Genomic DNA, 17873 nt, shown 5'->3' with positions numbered 1-17873 from the left:
GGGGGGATGGGGAGATGGGGGAGATGAGGAAGCAGGGGAAGAAATGACTAATGACTAATGACTAATTTCAATTACTGTTTTAACTTGCATATTGCTTAGGTTGGCGGCTTTTTGACTGGAGGCTTTATCTAGTCGGATTTGGACTTCCACTACTCTGCTGTCGATATTGTTGGCAGGATCGGTGTCAATGACATTTTGCCTTTGCACTTGCAAGCCTTTGCGATGTACGATTCCTTGGAGTTCTATAGATAGAAAATAGCCGAAGATTTTTACTTTTTGCCCTGGATGCACTTTGGCAATATCACTTTCGTAAACTTCAGCGATGACATACATTTGGCTGGTTTGTCCGATATCGGCAATGCCATCATTTGATACTAATTCGCCTGGATGAGTGTGGATTTTGAATATCTGTCCGTTTTGGGGCGATCGCACTTCGGCTTGTTTGAGGTTAACTTGTGCTAGATTCATGGCTGCTTGGGCACGATTGACTTCTGCTTGGGCTGCTGCTACATCTACTCCCCGGACTTCACTGATGCGGTCTAGTGTTGCTGTGGCTTCTTGGATTTGTTGCTGGCTAGTCCATTGAGTGCGATTTAACTGTGCTTGGGCTTGTTGCAAGTTTTTTTGGGCTGTTTCCAAATTTAAACGCTTGCTGTCTCGTTGAGAAGCGGAAATTGCTCCTTGTTGATATAGTTGCTCGTAGCGTTGGTTTTCTGCTTGGGCGTTTTGCAGTTGTGCTTGGAATTTGTCAATTGTGGCTGCTTGGGTATCAATATCGCCAAGGCGTTCTGCTTTGAGTCTGGCGATCGCTGCTTTTTGGGCGATAATTTCACCGCGTTTGGCACCTGCTTGGATACGGTTGAGGTTGGCTTGGGCGACTTTGACTTGTTCTTGCGCTTCTTTTAATGCTGCTTGCAGGCGATCGTAACTGCTCAAAATCGCAATTACTTGTCCTGCTTTTACACTATCGCCCTCCTTGACTAACAACTTTTCTACTCGGCTTGCTTCCGCAGACACCGCAGCAGATAATTTAATTACTTCACCCTGTGGTTCGATTCTTCCTAAGGCTGTTACCGTTTTTAACTGTGGCAATTGTTTTGCTGGCACTGGTGATTCTTGAGTGACAGAATTTTGCCAGAGTTTTACTGTATAAAAACTAATTCCGCTAACCAATAAAGATGCAATTATACTTATAGCAACGGATGGGCGCAGAATAGATTTAGGGGACGTTGTGTACCCTAACTTTGAATTTCGCACCATAGATTACCTCTTAACTAGTGGCGCAGAAAAAATAACAAATTGAAGAAGTTACATTTGAAAAATCAGAATTTAGAATTGTTAATTGTTCGGTACAAAGTCCTGAATAAAATTGGAAGTTTTTGAGATTTTACTTAGATAACGTGATTTAACCAGATATGACAACAACAAAACTCTCTGCTGAATAGAGCTTTGTGTTACTACTGAACCACTTTTGTTTTATGAAAGGACTTATGGCATAGTAAACGTTTTTGAAATTACGGGTTGTAACAGTGCCAACAATCAGATGTAAATTAGTTCAGAGACAACTCTGCTTGTGACAATACAAAAATCTTATTTTATATTTTTAAAATGTCTAATTTAGCCAAAATATATTAATATATTATCGCTATTAGGAACTTATACCGTTTCTTTAGGAGGCTGCGCTAAATATTAGATTTTTTAACGCAAAGGTACGCCGAGGTTAGCGCAAAGGGGCGCTGAGGTTAATTGACTACATTCCAAAATAATTAGGCGCATTTTCATAGAGAATTGGTATTACAAGTAAAAAATATCTTTATTTGTTACTTGGCAGTCTGAAATTGCTAGCTCATGATAAGCTTTGAATGATGTGTGTAGTGCGTGTTTTCTAATTAGGGAGATCCATAAAAATAAATCCCCAGCCTTCTCCTTTGGAGACGCTACGCGAACGTGGTTTTGAGTGGGCGTAGTCGGTTATTCGTTTTAATAAGGCTGGGGATTTATTTACTGGTAAGTGCCTTATCGAGGAGGAGGTGGCGGTGGAAATAGTGGTATGTCGATATTGTTAGGAAATGGATAGCTTAGTGATTGCTCACCAACTATTCCATCAATAGAATCAGCACGAATTTTAAAAGTGCTTTCTCCATAAGGTCTAATCTTGGGCAAGTAATGTAATGGTAGACTATAAGTACAACCTTCACCGAGATGATTTCCTGTAGCTGCAATTGGTTGAACTACAGATCGCTGTGTAGGAACATTAAATTGACCCGGTTTAGGTTCAGTGGGAATAAACTCTGTCAGACTTACATTAATTCGCTCGCAAAAAATATTCTCAATTGTGGGATTTCCTTTCACTATATTTCCCTGAATTGTGACAGTCTTTTGAACTCTTTGAATTGTTGGATATTTTTGAGCTAACTGTATAGTGTGCGTTGGTTGAGCATTCGCTATGGCTGTAAAGCTAGCTAATATGCTACATGTCAAAGTTGCAATCAAGGTTGGTGAAATACATAATTTTATTAATGACATGGAATATCTCCAATATTTTGTAGCAGTGAGTGTTTATTCATAGTGTGAATTGGGTCTTTCAATTCTGTGTCAATGGCTTTATGTTGGTTTATATGATTGATTTTTTGGTTTTATGCAATGCATCCTGATTTTTCACATAAAACCTGATAAGTAACCTATTTATCTTCCACTTGACATTAGGTTAAATATGCTTGTATTACTGATTCAGTTGGCTCGAATAATTTTCCACATGACATTCGGTTGATCGACGCACTCCCATAGGGTGATTCTACCGCCATTGTCCATAATGCCTCCGTGTTGGTGTAAGCATGAGCCGATTGCAGACTGAATCTTTACATACGATCCATCAACACGAACTTCACGCCACTTTTGAGAAGATGATCCTGTACAAGTCGATTGGATGATATCAGTACCATTTGCTGACAATCCATTTTTCACGGTCAAGCAGAGGTCGCTATGTTTAAAACGAAGAACAAAATAACCATTTTCTGCCCATCCCCGTGTTAATTGAACGTTTGGTTGATTGATGCACTCCCATTGTGTGACAAGTCCTCCGATGTTTCTAATTCCCCCATGCTGGTGTACACACTTGCCGCTATGCTTAGCTTGTATGTAGTACCGTTGCTCCGTAAGGCTTGCAGAGACCATTGATGTTAGTGTTGCACCTAATGTGCCAATCACAAACAAACTGACTATGGCACTTTTCATAATGTGAATACCCCTGCCGATCGCTAACTAAGATTATGTTCGATGAAGCTGTATTGATGGAAGTTTTTTATCAAGATTGTCAACTAGATATTATGCGTTGGGCGCTATCAAAAAGACGTTTGCAGCAATCAATGGCATATATTTTTGAAGCCAATCCTTTGCAGGCTTTACCAAATGTAGATTGTAAATATATTTTTTGTACTGATGACCTGATAATTTCTCCTGCATGGTCGCGTTATGCTGCACGCAAGCGGTTGGGAATTGAAGCCATAGAACTCCCTGGTGGACATTGTCCACATTTATCTCGTCCCCATGACTTGGCCTCAATATTGATTAACCATTGCCTAGTAGAGTGAATTAATCAGATTTTGGGAATAATCCTCATAGTGTATGAAAGCATCGTTTTGGTTAGTCTCACACTATGAGAGCGCTATTTATAGAAAAAAAGCAGATTTTTTGGCATTTATCTGTTGTATTCGCCTGTATTTGTTGGGTTTGTTTGGCTTTAATTCCAGTAAGCGCCAACTCTACACAGTCTATTGATATGTTACGGCAACAACAGCAACAAATGAACCAGCAGCATCAGAGTGTAGTTAACGAACGCGATCGCTTAACAAATCTTCAGCAACAGGCGCAACAACACCTGACTGGTTTAAAGCAAAATCTCAAAACCACTGATAGTTATATTCAAGAAAGCGAATTGCGATTGCAACAGGCAAACCTTGGTTTGCAACACTTAGAAAATGATTTAGCCATAGCTCAACGTTCCTATGAAACTAGTCAAGTAGCAACAGTAGCACGATTGCGCTATCTCCAGCGATCGCCAGCTAGTCAAGGATGGGCTGTTTTGCTGCAAAGTCAAAGTATCAGCGACTTTATTACCCGTCGTCATCAGCTGAAGTTAGTTTATCAAGCAGACCAACAAATTTTAGTCAAACTCAACGCCCAAGCAAAATTGATAAATCAGCAAAAAACCCAAGTAGAGGAGCAAAAAAACCAAATTGCTTTGATACGCGAACAGCTATTAGCACAAAAAGCTGATTATCAAACCCAAGCGCAATCACAATCAGAATTAATTCAACGCCTCAACAGCGATCGCCTCGCCTTGGAAGCGGCGCAAAATCAGCTAGAAAGAGAATCCAAATATTTGGAAGTTTTAATTCAACAAAAGGTAACACAAGCAGCCGCGCAAGCAAAAACTAACAGCCGCACAAGCATTATCATTGAGGGAACAGGAATTTTTGCTTATCCTAGCGATGCTCCCACTAGCAGTCCCTTTGGCTGGCGGATGCACCCAGTTCTCGGCTATCGTCGCTTTCATGCAGGGATGGATTTTGCCGCCAGCTATGGTAGTACAATTCGGGCAGCCGATTCAGGAACAGTCATTTTTGCTGGCTGGTATGGTGGTTATGGTAGAGCTGTAATCATCGACCACGGTAAAGGCATAACTACACTCTACGGACATACAAGCGAGTTGTATGTTACCGAAGGACAATCCGTGCAACGAGGACAAGCGATCGCCGCTGTTGGTTCCACGGGTTTATCCACTGGGCCACACCTCCACTTTGAAGTACGTCGTCATGGTTCGCCCGTAAATCCAGCCGATTATCTTTAAATACAAAAGTCAATGGGATTACATTTGTGCTATAATGCAGGAGACTAAGGGCGCGTGGCTCAGTGGATAGAGCAACAGATTCCGGTTCTGTGGGTCGGGGGTTCAAATCCCTCCGCGCTCGTTGAAATTACAAGACTAACCACAAAATCGAGAGGTCATTTTCTCGCAGTTTTCTCTCACTCAATCCAATGTATCCCCAAAACAAGCAAATAGGGGTGAATAGTTGGCTTGAGATAAACTTATCATTTACATCTGTATTGATAATTAAATATTATAAAAAATCTAATAGCCTATCTGATAACGTTACAGATTTCTAGCAGATTAGGGATTTAGCTATTTTCGCCTATAATGCCTCTATTTTCAGTCTCAGGTAGAATGCAAGCTTAAGTCTTATGTCGCTTGTTATGGAGAATTGTAGAGCTAGGTAGTAAAGCTTAAATGCTATCAAAGCTAATCATTCAATAATGGAAACGTAAGAAACAAACATTTCCCAGTTTTATCGTTAGCAAGTACATAAATACTCACGCTATTTTCGCCTGTAATCTCTCTGTCTTTAGTTTCATACCAATTAACCAATTAAACCTCAAATTATCGATTACAGAGGGATATATTGGTGTTTTGCAGATAATCATGTCAAAGCATTGAAAGATTTTAGAAACATCTTTTTTTTATTAAAAAACTGTGGATAAGATTTTTCAGTATATTTGCCCAAGCTATTTACTAAATAATATTCATTTTAATTTTAGCGGTATAAAAAAATTAGAGAATTACGTTATTAACTGAAGTAACATCACTTAAGTTACTTAACTTAATTATAAATAATTAATCGTATTGAGCCGCGAGTACATTAAGCCAAATAAAATATAGTTTATTAAGACAAATATCATATATATCATATACGCATTAATTTATATATTTATAACTGCAATAACCTATTTTCATTATTGTAGTTAACCTAACATAAATATCATAGTTAACTTATTAGCTTAAGATATAAGATAATTAGAAACAATAACTCATCTTATCTATAGAATACAGCACTCGGTGTTACTGTTTATTTCAAATGACCTAGCGTGTTGTGTTCAGTTATCACTAAATCACGTAGCTTAGTGTACTGTTTAACATCTTTTTTCATTGACATTAATACATCCATTGCTTGCTCTTTATTCAGATTGAGTTTAGTAATCAAGTATTCTGTAATTAACATAGCTAATCTACCTATATCTGAATCACTAGCACTAGGTTGATGATGACGGATAATAGACCTAACCGTTTGTGTTAGTTTTTTAATCTTGTGTGTTGCTATGTGTATTTGCTTATCTGAATTGTTAACTATGTAATTCTCAACTTTCTGTTTAACTTCTTTATAGTTAGCTTGTAACATCTTTTTTGTTATGTCATTGCGTAATTGATCGAGCCATATACACTCCTGTTTAGGTTGATTGTGATTTTCACAATATTTTGCATCAAGATACGATTTAACCAGTACTTTATTACCTATCTTATTTTTCTTACACAGAATTCTATCTCCAATTGATAATGTTTCGTTGGTAAGAATAAGTCCTCTATACTGCTTCTGTATTGACTCAGGTAACACAGTACTCTTATTTAGATACTTGACTATATGTTCGTATTGTGGTTCTGTTGCTGACCATTTAAACAGTGGTATTTCAGTTAATTCAATAGTACCAATAGTGAGTAGCTTAGTACGTTGTTGAGTTAGGTTAGCATTGAATGATTTATGACGATGACCTGCTTTAACTGCTTCTGAACGTGTGTAATTCTTGTCTAATGTGTAAAGTACTAGCAATTGTTGTTCCATAGCTACTTGACACTGTATAGGTTCAGTACCGAGTTTATCTGATAAGTATTGACCCGGTTCAAGTTGTAAGAAAAATGGCTGACTCCAATTACCTAATAAACCAGTGTTAATGCGATTAGTTGTAGTAGGTTTAGGGCGATCGTTAATGTCTGCTTTATCTAACTTAATATCAACTTTATTAATTTTGATAATATTATGTTGTCTTTTGTAATTAACCTCATTAATTTTAGTATTTTTAAATGCTAATATCCAAGAATTACGCATAATAATTCTTACTGTGTATTGACAAATTTTTTCTATGTCTTGTGTTTTCAGATTTTGTCGAATTAATTTGTATTCTTCATATTGATAAATTTGATACATACTGTAAAACAATAGATATCGCAAATTGTAATTAAATTTTACGTTTTCGCACAAATAGCTCATTACTTCTAAAGATACTTCTTGTTGCAGCAAAATTCGTTTATCTTTGATTTTAGTTTTATGAGTAATATACTTGGCTTCCATTGATTGCCGATTTTCTAAAAAATAATCAATACATTTTATAATAATGTGATTAATTATTTGATCGCTTTCATCTTTTCTTGAATTAATCCAGTTATTAAATTTTGCATCCTCAATAATTTTTGAATTTTCAACATAAATTAAACTTAAAAAGTGCTGTTGAAATATCTCTAATCTTTGTCCCCTATTTTCAATCAAACTACTTGTTTCTGTACTATTACCATCGGCTGATACTCTCAGTTCACATTCTTCAACTTCTCTAGAGCTAGTGGCATGAAAATGAGCAAAATAGGGTTCTCTAATATTACCCTTTCTTAAATAAACTTCTTGTTTACAAATAGGACAAATTAAACCTTCTTCTGAGTAAGAAACAAAATTACAGTCCTTTGCATAAACTCTTTTGCCACCTTTATATATTGAGATTGCATATTCCATATTCAATTGATGCTCATACTACCCTCATTATTATGAGAATAACTGTTAATACTTAGAATATGCCTGATTAGAGTTGCTTATTATACTTAAGCTTTTCAGCGTATTTCTTTTTTATGCTTGTAACTGATGTAACTATAATGTAATTGACTAGAATTATAATAATGACTGAAAACCTTGCAATAATTAGGTTTCAGATTAATGTGTAACTGTAACTGATGTAACTAACTTTTATTAAACTCTTTAGTAGATGTGGATGAATAAAGAGTCAGTACAGATATTGAAGAAAAAGTTTATAAATTATTGGTTACATGGTTACATAGTTACAAAAAGGCTGAAACCCTTATATAATAAGAGTCTCAACCTGTAACTAAGTGTAACTGAATTATTAGCTGGCTACTTTATCTAAGGTATTATTGATAATTGGATAATAATATTTACCCACCTTACCGTTAACCCTAGTAGTATTCTTAGGTTTTTCAAACCTTAATGATTGTAGTATCTCACTTACTCTATTTTCATCTGAACGTTTCCAGCTTTTAGGTTCTTTCTTGAGAGCCATAGTTAGAATATCAGATAGAGTAAAAGGTGTTGTTTGAGCTAACACCCAATTAGTTACTATATCTGTCCACATATCTTCAACTTTATACTTGCTAGAGTTAATAGAATTACTTAATTCTTGTTCAGTTTCATTCAAATAAGTAAGATAACTATCTTTATATGCTAATACTGCTGCTGCCCAAACTAAATCTCTATTTTGTTTAATCCAATCAATATCTATTTTTTGATTAATTTCAATAATCCAAAATCTTCTATTACCAGTAGGATCGTGTAAAATCTTATCTTTATTAGTAGTACCTACAAGAATAAATTGTCTTTGTAGCGTAACATTAGTTGGAGCATAAGGTTTTCTAAATGAATCTGATGTTTTAGTAATAAATGCTTTAAGTCTAGACATAGCATAAGGTTTAATAGTCTCTTCACATTCCCCTAATTCAAGAATCCATTTACTATGACACACCATCAATTCATCTTTGTTATAACTAGCAAAATTTATGGTTTGAAACCAATCTGTACTAGCTAATTCTCTAAAGAAAGAGGTTTTGTATAATCCTTGCTTTTCACTGTTAAGTATCAACACAGAATCATGTTGACATCCAGGTTCATATATCCTTTTGACTGCCGCTACTAAAGTCTTAGGTAAGTATAATGCCTCAATTGAATCAGGGTCGATATGCAAAACCTGTTCATTGATGTATCTGAATAAGTCCTTATAGTTTGTATCTTGATAGTTAGAAAAAGATTGATTTAAATAATCTTCTATGGGAGAGAAGGGATTATTAAGACTCGAAAGATAGGTTAGCTCATAAATGTATTTATCATTAGCTAAGACTACATTATGTTCTTTTGCAACTTCAGCGCGGAATTTAGCAATATCAAATAATTTTTCATCTAAATAGACATCTTGATTAGTTTTATGCCAGCTTAATCTAGAGATAAAGTGCTGTTCTATAATTTCTTTAATTAAGTTATAATTAGTCATAATTAAGATATAAAAATAAAATAATTGTTCAGAGTAATTAAAAGCATTAGGCGGCTAAATCTAGTGTTTTTAATTTAATTAGATAATTTATCAAATAGATAGTTTTGATTAAGGCATTCTACAACTAACTTCCGTATTAAACTTGTAATTGTCAGCTTATGGAGTTTTGCTGTATTGACTAACTGCTCATAATCTTTATTATTTAATCGAGTACTAATTATATTGTTTAGAGGTTTATCTGTGATTTTTGGCATTGTTATTATGGTTAATAATTAATTTGAATGAATACGACCTAAACAGACTTCCTCAGAATGTGTGATTAGGTACTATGCAGAATATCCTCAGCCCGTTTTTTACCTACCGTTGGCATCCTTGACTAGTCGATGCCTCTGTTACCTCAGAGCGTCTTAGATATTCGGTTTTCGAGGTTCTATGAGGTTTTTAATCCTCATTTCATATTTATTGTATACGCAAAAAATCGGTTTTTACCTAATTTAAAAAAATAATTTATTACATTTTTATCATTTTATATAATATCTTTTGATATTTAATTTATCAGTATTATTTGATGATTTTTAGCGCAATTAAGGTAGCTATTTTAGTAACATTAACCATATTTTTCTTACTTCATGCAACTTATTATGTATAGTAATAAATAAGACAAATAAATTAGTTTATGCTATTTATTTAGTTTATTCTTAATCTAATTAAAATTTTTTATGGAATTAGATTAAGTATTTGTAGACCTCTTACTTCAAGTAAAAGTAAATATATTAGTTAGCTTAACTGTAGATATCATCATAGTGAAGTTAAGTTTATTCAGGATAATTCTATGAAGTATTACTTAAAATACCTATCATATCTATTACTGATTAAACTATTGCAAATAAGGTAAATGCAATTATCTGTTTAACTTAGTTAATGTTTAGAGTATTGTTAGATAAAATAACTATTAGCTGTTACATGAGGTAAGAAAAAAGGATAGTATTGTGTGTTTACTATCCTTAGTTATTGCTTGTATTATAAATGGTATTAAAACTCAGGTACTTGAATGTGTCTGATTGAGCCTACATAGTCTTTGCTATCTCATCTTCAGAAACATTGTAGATAGCAGCTAGTAACTTAATTGATTTCTCATCAGTACATCCTAACTGTTGAGCGATCGCAACTGCTGACTGTAATGGAATAGCTTGATTAGTAGACTGTGTAAGTAAATCCAGTGTTGTCTTAGTTGTTTGACGTTTTTTGTACACTGTGTCATTCATTGCTGGAGAGTGACCTAATGACATAGCTCTTTTTTCTAACGGTACACCAGCCATCATACCGTTCAGGTTAGCTAGGTGACGCAAAGCATGAGTTTGAGTGAACTTAGAGTTTTTAGCCCATCTGGTTAATACTCTGTAAGCTCTTTGACTGATGTATGCTCTAATTGAGTTTGGATTTTGTGAGTTTAAATGAAAGACTGGCAACTCACCTGATTTAATCTCTAACTTATCAATCAAATCAGGATAGGTAGGTGGAACTAACGGAACAGCTAAACGATAACCAGTTTTAGTAGTAGTGCCTAGTATTGTCTCACTTCCTACAACTGCAATCATTTCTTTATTGTTAGCTTTTTGCAAAGCTGGTATTATTACACCATCTTTTGTTCTAAAATCTTTGTCAATGTTCTGAATTGCAAATACCTCACTAATTCTCAATCCATACACTACCTGCATTGAAAACACGAACAACCATGATTTACGTGTATCAATATTACTACGTGCATCATTCTCTGGAACATTCAAAATTTCTTCTCTTAATTCAAAAAAATCTTCTAATGAGATGCTTTGGAGATTTTGTTTAAACTTAGTTTGTGCTATGTCTAATTTGCCTAACTCATCCCGTAGCTTATTATTTTCTGTCACTTCACAAAGTTTTTTCATTGCAGAAACACAATCTTTAAAGCGTTTACTACCCTTAACTTTGGTATTAATTATATTCATCATATCGGTAATATTGACGCTGTTATTTAATGGTAGTTCTTTGTAGAAACAATAGTAAACTTCATACCAGCATGATTGATGGCTAGGGTTGTTTCTATCTCGCTGTTGGCGTTTCTTGGTATAACTATTCCAGTAATTGTCTTCTACTAGCCTGATAGCTTCACTGAATGTAATCAGGTCATTCTTGACTTGGTTTTTTTCTAATATCTGTTCATCGTACCAAGCTAAAAACTCTGTCTCACTGCTAAACTTCTTTAATGCTTCACTAACTTGTTTAGCTTTCCTGAGTGCGTTAGCTATCCCATCCATCGTAAAAGCACAATTACACGCTTTAGCTACACGCTTATCACCGAGTTTGAATTGTAGCAGGATATAAGTACCACTAGCTTTACTGTCTTTTTTGATTCCTATCCCTTTAGGTGTTTGGTTTTGTGCTTCTTTAAAGAAATCTAGCAAACGCTCATAACCTATCAGATGATTGGCTACATCGCTTGGTGTGACTTGCTTGTTTTTTTCTCTCATCTTTCTCTCGACTTCGTTAGTGAAGTGGGAGAAAACTGATAAAATGCTAGCTATATCGTTCTTAACCAGATTCCGGTTCTGTGGGTCGGGGGTTCAAATCCCTCCGCGCTCGTTTAATGTATCGATTACCACATTGTTTGTTGCTGTAAATAACAGCAACAGAACCAGCAAGATGAGTAAGTCCTATAAGTTAAGCCTCAATAATAAAGTTAGCGGCTGTTAGGAGAGGATTGTTTGTCAAGGTGGCAAAGGCAGCTCCTGTTCCGAAACCAGATGAAGATCCGTTTTGGTTATAGAACAGATTTCCTGTTCCCTGGCTGTAGACTATGAAAGCTTTACTGGTGGCAGCAGCCGCGTCATTAGCAACAACAGCAAACTCAGTGGACTTACTAAAGCCAACACCTACATTACTAGTGAGGGCAGTAAAAGTTTTTTTGCTTAATGCGATGCGATCGGTGTCGCCACTTGTTTTGTGGAAATCACTGATTGTATCTTTACCAATTGTGGCATTGCTAAAAGCACTACCAGTAGCATATTTAAAAGTATCGTTGCCGCCTCCTCCTATGAGTACGTCATTTCCCGATCCCCCAATTAAAGTATCATTACCGGACAAACCACTGACTGTATCGTTGCCACTGCTACCATTGAGGACATTATTGGCATTATTGCCTGTAATTACATTATTTCCACCATTCCCAGTGCCGTTGATTGCGTTACTTCCTGTGAGAATCAAATTATCAAAGAAATTGCTCAGTGTATAGCTAACAGAAGACCTAACTGTATCTATACCCCCATTGGAAAATTCTACTAATGTATCAGTAGTACTATCAATAATGTAGGTATCATTTCCCGCACCACCAATGAGGGTGTCTTTGCCTCCACCACCGTTTAAAGTGTCGTTGCCGTCTCCACCTGTCAGACCGTTGTTACCGCTATTACCGTTAATAATATTGTTAAGACTGTTACCTGTACCATTAATTGATGCTGTGCCTGTTAAAGTAAGATTTTCTAGAAAATTACCCAGTGTCCAGCTTACAGAAGATAGAACTGTATCTGTGCCATCTTCAGCACTGTACTCAGTGATGCTGTCACCAGTACTATCAACTACATAGAAGTCATTACCAAAGTTGCCAATTAAAAAGTCATTTCCTGTCCCACCGTTGAGGGTGTCATTCCCGCCACCACCATCTATATAATCGATTCCAGAACCACCAAGTAAGGAGTCGTTGTCAGCTCCTCCTTGTATATAATCATTTCCTGCACCAGCATCAATGGTGTCATTACCACTTCCCCCCGACAGTTGATCGTCACCATCGAACCCATTTATTCGGTCATTTTCTGGAAAGAAATTGATATCGCCGGACAAAATATCGTTTCCAGAAGTACCATTAATAGTTGCCATAGCAGTTACTCACGCTAAATTTCAATAAAAGAAAACTCTTATATCTAATATTTCTTTGAAAGTTGTATCAGATACTACTGAAATTAGTTACAAGAGGACTCTACCTGATTTACAAAAACTTAGACAAAAGTTAATAAAAACTACGTGGTATTTCAGTTGACAAGCTAAAATCAATCATCAATGCTGTACTTAGCTACTTGATATGCTTAGTTAAACCTCTGAAAACCTGTTAACAAATCCTAAAAGTGCTTTGATGGCTTTTCCAGAGGATGATTAAGATATAGGTATTTGACCTGATGGGTGTTGATACTCATGGTGCAAGACCAGATTTTGCTGAATGATTGGCATGTAATAGCCCGATCGCAAGACCTCCAACCAGGAACAGTCCTGCATAAACGCTTATTAGGCTTAGATCTAGTCCTCTGGCATAATGGCGAGAAAGTCTTAGCTTGGCAAGACCTTTGCCCTCATCGTGGCGCTCGTCTTTCTCTGGGATATGTCAATAAAGATACCCTTATTTGTCCTTACCACGGATTAGCCTTTAACAGCGAAGGGAAATGTATGCTAATTCCGGCTAATCCAGACCAATCGCCCCCGGCACAAGCTTGTGTTAAAACTTACCAAGTTCAAGAGCGTTACGATCTGCTGTGGGTTTGTTTAGGGACACCAAAACAAGACATAGCCCCGTTTTCTGAATGGGACGATCCTGGCTATCGCAAGATTTTTTGCGGCCCCTACCATTATCACTCTAGTCCACTGCGGGCGCTGGAAAATTTCATCGATCCGGCACACTTCCCAATTATGCATTCGGGATTATTTGCCCATGCTAGTCGTCCTGAGTTAACGCACTATGAATTAGAATTCCTTCCAGATGGCATTAGTTTCAAATGTGGTTTGTGGGAACTAGATTTTAATTCCGGTAATCCTCACCAAGCACCACTGATTTTCAACACTTACGATTACCGCATCTTCCGTCCGCTAGTTGCATACTTTAAACTCGGCCCTGGAGAGCGTCGTTTAAATGTCTTTTATACAATTACACCAATTGATGAAGATGAGTGCGTGGCGCAATATTGGTTAATGGTCAACAGCGCCCGTGAAGTTCCTGTGGAAATCTATCTAGACATTCAAAATCAAGTTGCTAGTCAAGATATTGCCATTGTTGAATCCCAGCAACCACGACGCTTACCTTTGGATTTGCAAGCAGAAGTGCATTTACCGAGCGATCGCTATTCTATTGCATATCGTAAGTGGCTCAAACAACAGGGTGTTACTTTCGGTACAATTTCTAGCAGGCAAGAGGCAAGAGGCAATAGGCAATAGGCAAGAGGCAAGAGGCTTAAAAGTTTCTTAGAAGCTCACGTTAACTCAGTACAACATTTCACATAGCGAATTCTCTGCGTCCCTTTGCGCTTACCTCTGCGCTCCTTTGCGTTTAATGTTTAAATTTCAACCCTCAATTCGCCAGGATTTTACTCAAAGCTTGTTAAAAAAACAGGGTAACTCTGAAAAATCTCAGAATTACCCCGATTTTTTAAACTTAGAAGTCAGGAATTATTCTTAACTCCTAATTTATACGTTCTAATTAATTAAGCAAACGCAGCAGTCTTCACATCGTTATTTGCCAGAATTTCTTGCAATTCTTCGGCATCTACTGTTTCTTTATCAACCAGCATTTGCGCTAATTGATCTAGAATGTGGCGGTTGCCGACTAACACTTCTTTAGCACGGCTATAAGCGACATCCACAAGTTTGCGGACTTCTTCATCAATAGCAGCGGCGGTTTCTTCTGAGAAATCACGCTCTGACATGATATCGCGTCCCAGGAACATGTTACCTTGTTGGCGACCAAGAGCCACTGGGCCGAGTTTATCACTCATACCAAATCTGGTAATCATTTGACGCGCAACGCGGGCTACTTGTTGCAAGTCGTTGGAAGCACCTGTGGTGACTTCTTCTTCACCAAAGATTAATTCTTCAGCGATGCGTCCACCCAAAGCCACAGCCATCTGATTTTCTAGATAAGCGCGGCTGTATAAACCAGTGTCCATACGGTCTTCGCTGGGAGTAAACCAAGTTAAACCACCTGCACGACCGCGAGGGATAATGCTAATTTTTTGTACTGGGTCGTAGTCGGGCATCAAAGCACCAACTAAGGCGTGACCAGCTTCGTGATATGCTACTAAGGTTTTGCGCTTTTCGCTCATTACCCGGTCTTTCTTCTCTGGGCCAGCTAATACGCGGTCGATCGCATCGTTGATTTCATCCATTGAAATCTCAGTTAAATTCCGCCGTGCTGCTAAAATTGCGGCTTCGTTTAACAAGTTAGATAAATCTGCGCCGGTAAATCCAGGGGTACGACGGGCGATTTTATCTAAGTCCACATCTTTCGCCAAGGTCTTACCACGGGCGTGTACCTTGAGGATTTCGCTACGTCCAGAATAATCGGGACGGTCTACTACCACTTGACGGTCAAAACGACCAGGACGCAACAGTGCCGCATCGAGAACATCAGGACGGTTAGTAGCAGCGATAATAATGATGCCGGTGTTGCCTTCAAAGCCGTCCATTTCTGTGAGCAACTGGTTGAGGGTTTGTTCCCGTTCATCGTTACCACCACCTAAACCTGCACCCCGTTGACGACCAACGGCGTCAATTTCATCGATGAAGACGATACAGGGAGCGTTAGATTTAGCTTGTTCAAATAAATCGCGGACGCGGGACGCACCGACACCCACGAACATTTCCACGAATTCTGAACCGGAGATTGAGAAGAAAGGCACGCCCGCTTCACCAGCTACGGCACGAGCCAGGAGGGTTTTACCTGTACCAGGAGGGCCAACTAAAAGCACGCCTTTAGGAATTTTTGCACCAACGGCGGTAAAGCGATCGGCGTTTTTCAAAAAGTCTACGACTTCGTTTAATTCCAACTTGGCTTGGTCGATACCAGCTACATCACCAAATGTTACCTGTGTTTGGGGTTCCATTTGTACTCTGGCTTTGGATTTGCCAAAGTTCATGGCTTGGCTACCAGGGCCACTTTGAGCGCGACGTAGCAAGAAGAATAAGCCAACCAAAAGCAATACAGGGAAAAATAAGCTGCTCAGTGCCTTAAACCAAAATCCTTCGTCGGTTTGGGGCAATACTGAAATATCAACGCCTTTTGATGTCAAAGTATTGATTAAATCTGGGTCGTTGACCAAGGTTACGAGCCGTTTATTTGGGTCGTATTTGGGTGTAACCAATGCTGTAGAACGGTCTGCACTCAGACTGACTTTTTCTACTCTGCCTTGTTCAACTTCTTGAATAAAGCGGCTGTAGCGCCATGTCTCTCTGCTTTGGGGTTGTTTGTCAAAAAATGCTGTTCCCAGGGCAATTACAACAATAAACAGCAGCGCGTACAGCCCTGCGTTTCTCCATCTTTTATTCACTAAGGTCTATCCTCCTGTATTTTTTGCGCCATCGCGTAGCGAGTGCTGTCTGTAAGCGGAGAGGTCATTATTAAGAATTATGTTAACTTATCTTAAGATATAACAGAATGGCGTGGCTGTCATGCTAAAAAAAGCCCCCTTATTTCCTGAAAACTGGGATGGTGTGGATTATATTGTAACGATCCTGTAGGCTGATGAACGGTATGAATGGGGATAATCTCTACCACGCTATTAGTGTAGGCGATCGCTTCAAATTTCTTGACTAGCTCTACATTCCAAGGTTCTTGCTGTATTGGCTGTTGCTGACTTTGCAAATAATTTATAAGTTGCGATCGCATTATTCCCGGCAAAATCCCGGCGTTTATTGGCGGCGTCCACCAACTACCATTCCACCATCCCCAGAGGTTACCTGTGCTGGTTTCTAGCCAATTTCCTTGGGCATCTACTAATATTGCTTCTTGGCCATTTGAGCTAGTTTTTGCTAACCAAGCACTCAGATAATTTCCAGTTTTATGAGAAGGCAGAGAACGAGAAAATTCTGAATTGGCAATGCAGCACGCGATACCATTTTTTTGTTTTTCTGTCAAATCTGGCGTTAAGAATCTGCCAATTATCCACTCTCGTCCATCGGGAAAGAGGGTAATTCTGAGAACGGGGAAGTGTGTAAGAAGAACTTCGGCACCTTGGCGGACACGCTGCCAGTCGGGTTGTTGCCAACCAAAAGATTGGATTGAGAACAGGAGGCGATCGCAATGTGCTTGCCAATTAGTTAAATTACTATCCAGATTCTCATAAACTCGCAAAGTTGTAAAAATCGTCGCTCCATAAAGTAAACCTGGATCGTTAATGTTTAATTCTAGAGTTTGGGAGTGAATTAATTTACCGTCATACCAAAAAATGTCATTTTTTACACTCATCTTGCTTGTCACTACAACTCTATTGAAAAGTGATGAGCTGTAATGCTCATACGCTGCGTGAGATAAAATCTATGAGCAGCAAATCGTTGAACACCAGAATCAAGGCTTAGCTGTTGACAGTGGTTATTTGTTGCATATTCAATTAGCCATTGAAATAACTGTTGACCATAGTTTTGTGACCGCTTCCACTCATCAACAACTAAATCATCAATATATAAAAATTTACCCGACGCTAAACACGTCAAAATACGAAATCCAGCAACAGCCAGAGTTTCCTTGTCTATCTCCAAAAATGCAATTTTGTATCCTTCCTTCATCTGATATCTAACTTGTTCTATAAACTTGTCTTCCTCAAGGTGAGGACGCAACTGAGACATCACAGGAAAACAGCTTAGTATTTGAATATCAGATTCTGCTAATTGTATTGACACCGCTATTACTCCTAAAAATACTGCGCGTTTTCTTT

The 17873-nt window shown here is 37.8% G+C and carries 13 protein-coding genes and 1 tRNA gene; 4 read left to right on the top strand and 10 right to left on the bottom strand.

What is annotated here, in order from left to right:
- Positions 1-54: 54 nt before the first annotated feature.
- From VF06_RS04930 to VF06_RS04920, 3 genes are all read right to left on the bottom strand, one after another.
- The gene (locus VF06_RS04930; RefSeq protein ID WP_099073239.1) at positions 55-1257 is read right to left on the bottom strand and encodes an ABC exporter membrane fusion protein; all 1203 of its coding nucleotides are present in this window, start codon (positions 1255-1257) and stop codon (positions 55-57) included.
- A gap of 759 nt (positions 1258-2016) precedes the next feature.
- Positions 2017-2526, bottom strand: a complete 510-nt coding sequence (locus VF06_RS04925; protein ID WP_099071310.1) for a hypothetical protein — start codon at positions 2524-2526, stop codon at positions 2017-2019.
- A gap of 204 nt (positions 2527-2730) precedes the next feature.
- Positions 2731-3234 (bottom strand): RICIN domain-containing protein, encoded by a 504-nt coding sequence (locus tag VF06_RS04920; protein WP_099071309.1) that lies wholly within the window; start codon positions 3232-3234, stop codon positions 2731-2733.
- 35 nt (positions 3235-3269) lie between these two features.
- Between VF06_RS04920 and VF06_RS04915 the strand changes: the two genes are divergently transcribed.
- The 3 genes from VF06_RS04915 (at position 3270) to VF06_RS04905 (ending at position 4970) form a co-directional block, all read left to right on the top strand.
- Positions 3270-3590 carry an alpha/beta fold hydrolase gene (locus tag VF06_RS04915; RefSeq protein WP_099071308.1) on the top strand — a complete coding sequence of 107 codons (321 nt, stop codon included), beginning with the start codon at positions 3270-3272 and terminating at the stop codon, positions 3588-3590.
- A gap of 65 nt (positions 3591-3655) precedes the next feature.
- Positions 3656-4849: a murein hydrolase activator EnvC family protein gene (locus tag VF06_RS04910; RefSeq protein WP_099071307.1), complete on the top strand. Its 1194-nt coding sequence runs from the start codon at positions 3656-3658 to the stop codon at positions 4847-4849.
- Between the two features lie 48 nt (positions 4850-4897).
- Positions 4898-4970: transfer RNA gene (locus VF06_RS04905), tRNA-Arg, on the top strand.
- 933 nt (positions 4971-5903) lie between these two features.
- Here VF06_RS04905 and VF06_RS40325 read toward each other — a convergent pair.
- The 4 genes from VF06_RS40325 to VF06_RS04880 form a co-directional block, all read right to left on the bottom strand.
- On the bottom strand, positions 5904-7610 hold the full coding sequence (locus tag VF06_RS40325; RefSeq protein ID WP_180267542.1) for a competence protein CoiA family protein: 1707 nt from the start codon (positions 7608-7610) through the stop codon (positions 5904-5906).
- 385 nt (positions 7611-7995) lie between these two features.
- Complete coding sequence (locus VF06_RS04895) at positions 7996-9150, bottom strand: VapE domain-containing protein (protein WP_099071306.1); 1155 nt, start codon at positions 9148-9150, stop codon at positions 7996-7998.
- Positions 9151-10217: 1067 nt separating this feature from the next.
- Positions 10218-11657, bottom strand: a complete 1440-nt coding sequence (locus VF06_RS04885) for a site-specific integrase (RefSeq protein WP_099071305.1) — start codon at positions 11655-11657, stop codon at positions 10218-10220.
- A 190-nt stretch (positions 11658-11847) separates the two neighbouring features.
- Positions 11848-13059, bottom strand: coding sequence for a calcium-binding protein (locus VF06_RS04880; protein ID WP_099071304.1), 1212 nt, complete (start codon positions 13057-13059; stop codon positions 11848-11850).
- A gap of 312 nt (positions 13060-13371) precedes the next feature.
- Here VF06_RS04880 and VF06_RS42395 point away from each other — a divergent pair, with 312 nt between their 5' ends.
- The gene (locus tag VF06_RS42395) at positions 13372-14382 is read left to right on the top strand and encodes an aromatic ring-hydroxylating dioxygenase subunit alpha (protein ID WP_099071303.1); all 1011 of its coding nucleotides are present in this window, start codon (positions 13372-13374) and stop codon (positions 14380-14382) included.
- A gap of 266 nt (positions 14383-14648) precedes the next feature.
- On the opposite strand, the gene ftsH3 is transcribed toward VF06_RS42395, so the two are convergent.
- The 3 genes from ftsH3 to VF06_RS04860 form a co-directional block, all read right to left on the bottom strand.
- Positions 14649-16490, bottom strand: a complete 1842-nt coding sequence (gene ftsH3 / locus VF06_RS04870) for an ATP-dependent zinc metalloprotease FtsH3 (RefSeq protein WP_099071302.1) — start codon at positions 16488-16490, stop codon at positions 14649-14651.
- A 119-nt stretch (positions 16491-16609) separates the two neighbouring features.
- Positions 16610-17407, bottom strand: coding sequence for an aminotransferase class IV (locus tag VF06_RS04865; RefSeq protein WP_244918219.1), 798 nt, complete (start codon positions 17405-17407; stop codon positions 16610-16612).
- An 11-nt stretch (positions 17408-17418) separates the two neighbouring features.
- Positions 17419-17838, bottom strand: coding sequence for a GNAT family N-acetyltransferase (locus VF06_RS04860; protein WP_244918220.1), 420 nt, complete (start codon positions 17836-17838; stop codon positions 17419-17421).
- Between the last annotated feature and the right edge of the window lie 35 nt (positions 17839-17873).

The organism is Nostoc linckia z4, assembly GCF_002608075.1.
Classification (GTDB): domain Bacteria; phylum Cyanobacteriota; class Cyanobacteriia; order Cyanobacteriales; family Nostocaceae; genus Nostoc; species Nostoc linckia.
The sequence above is the reverse complement of the archived record's forward strand: the minus strand, read 5'-3'. Positions and strand labels throughout refer to the sequence as shown.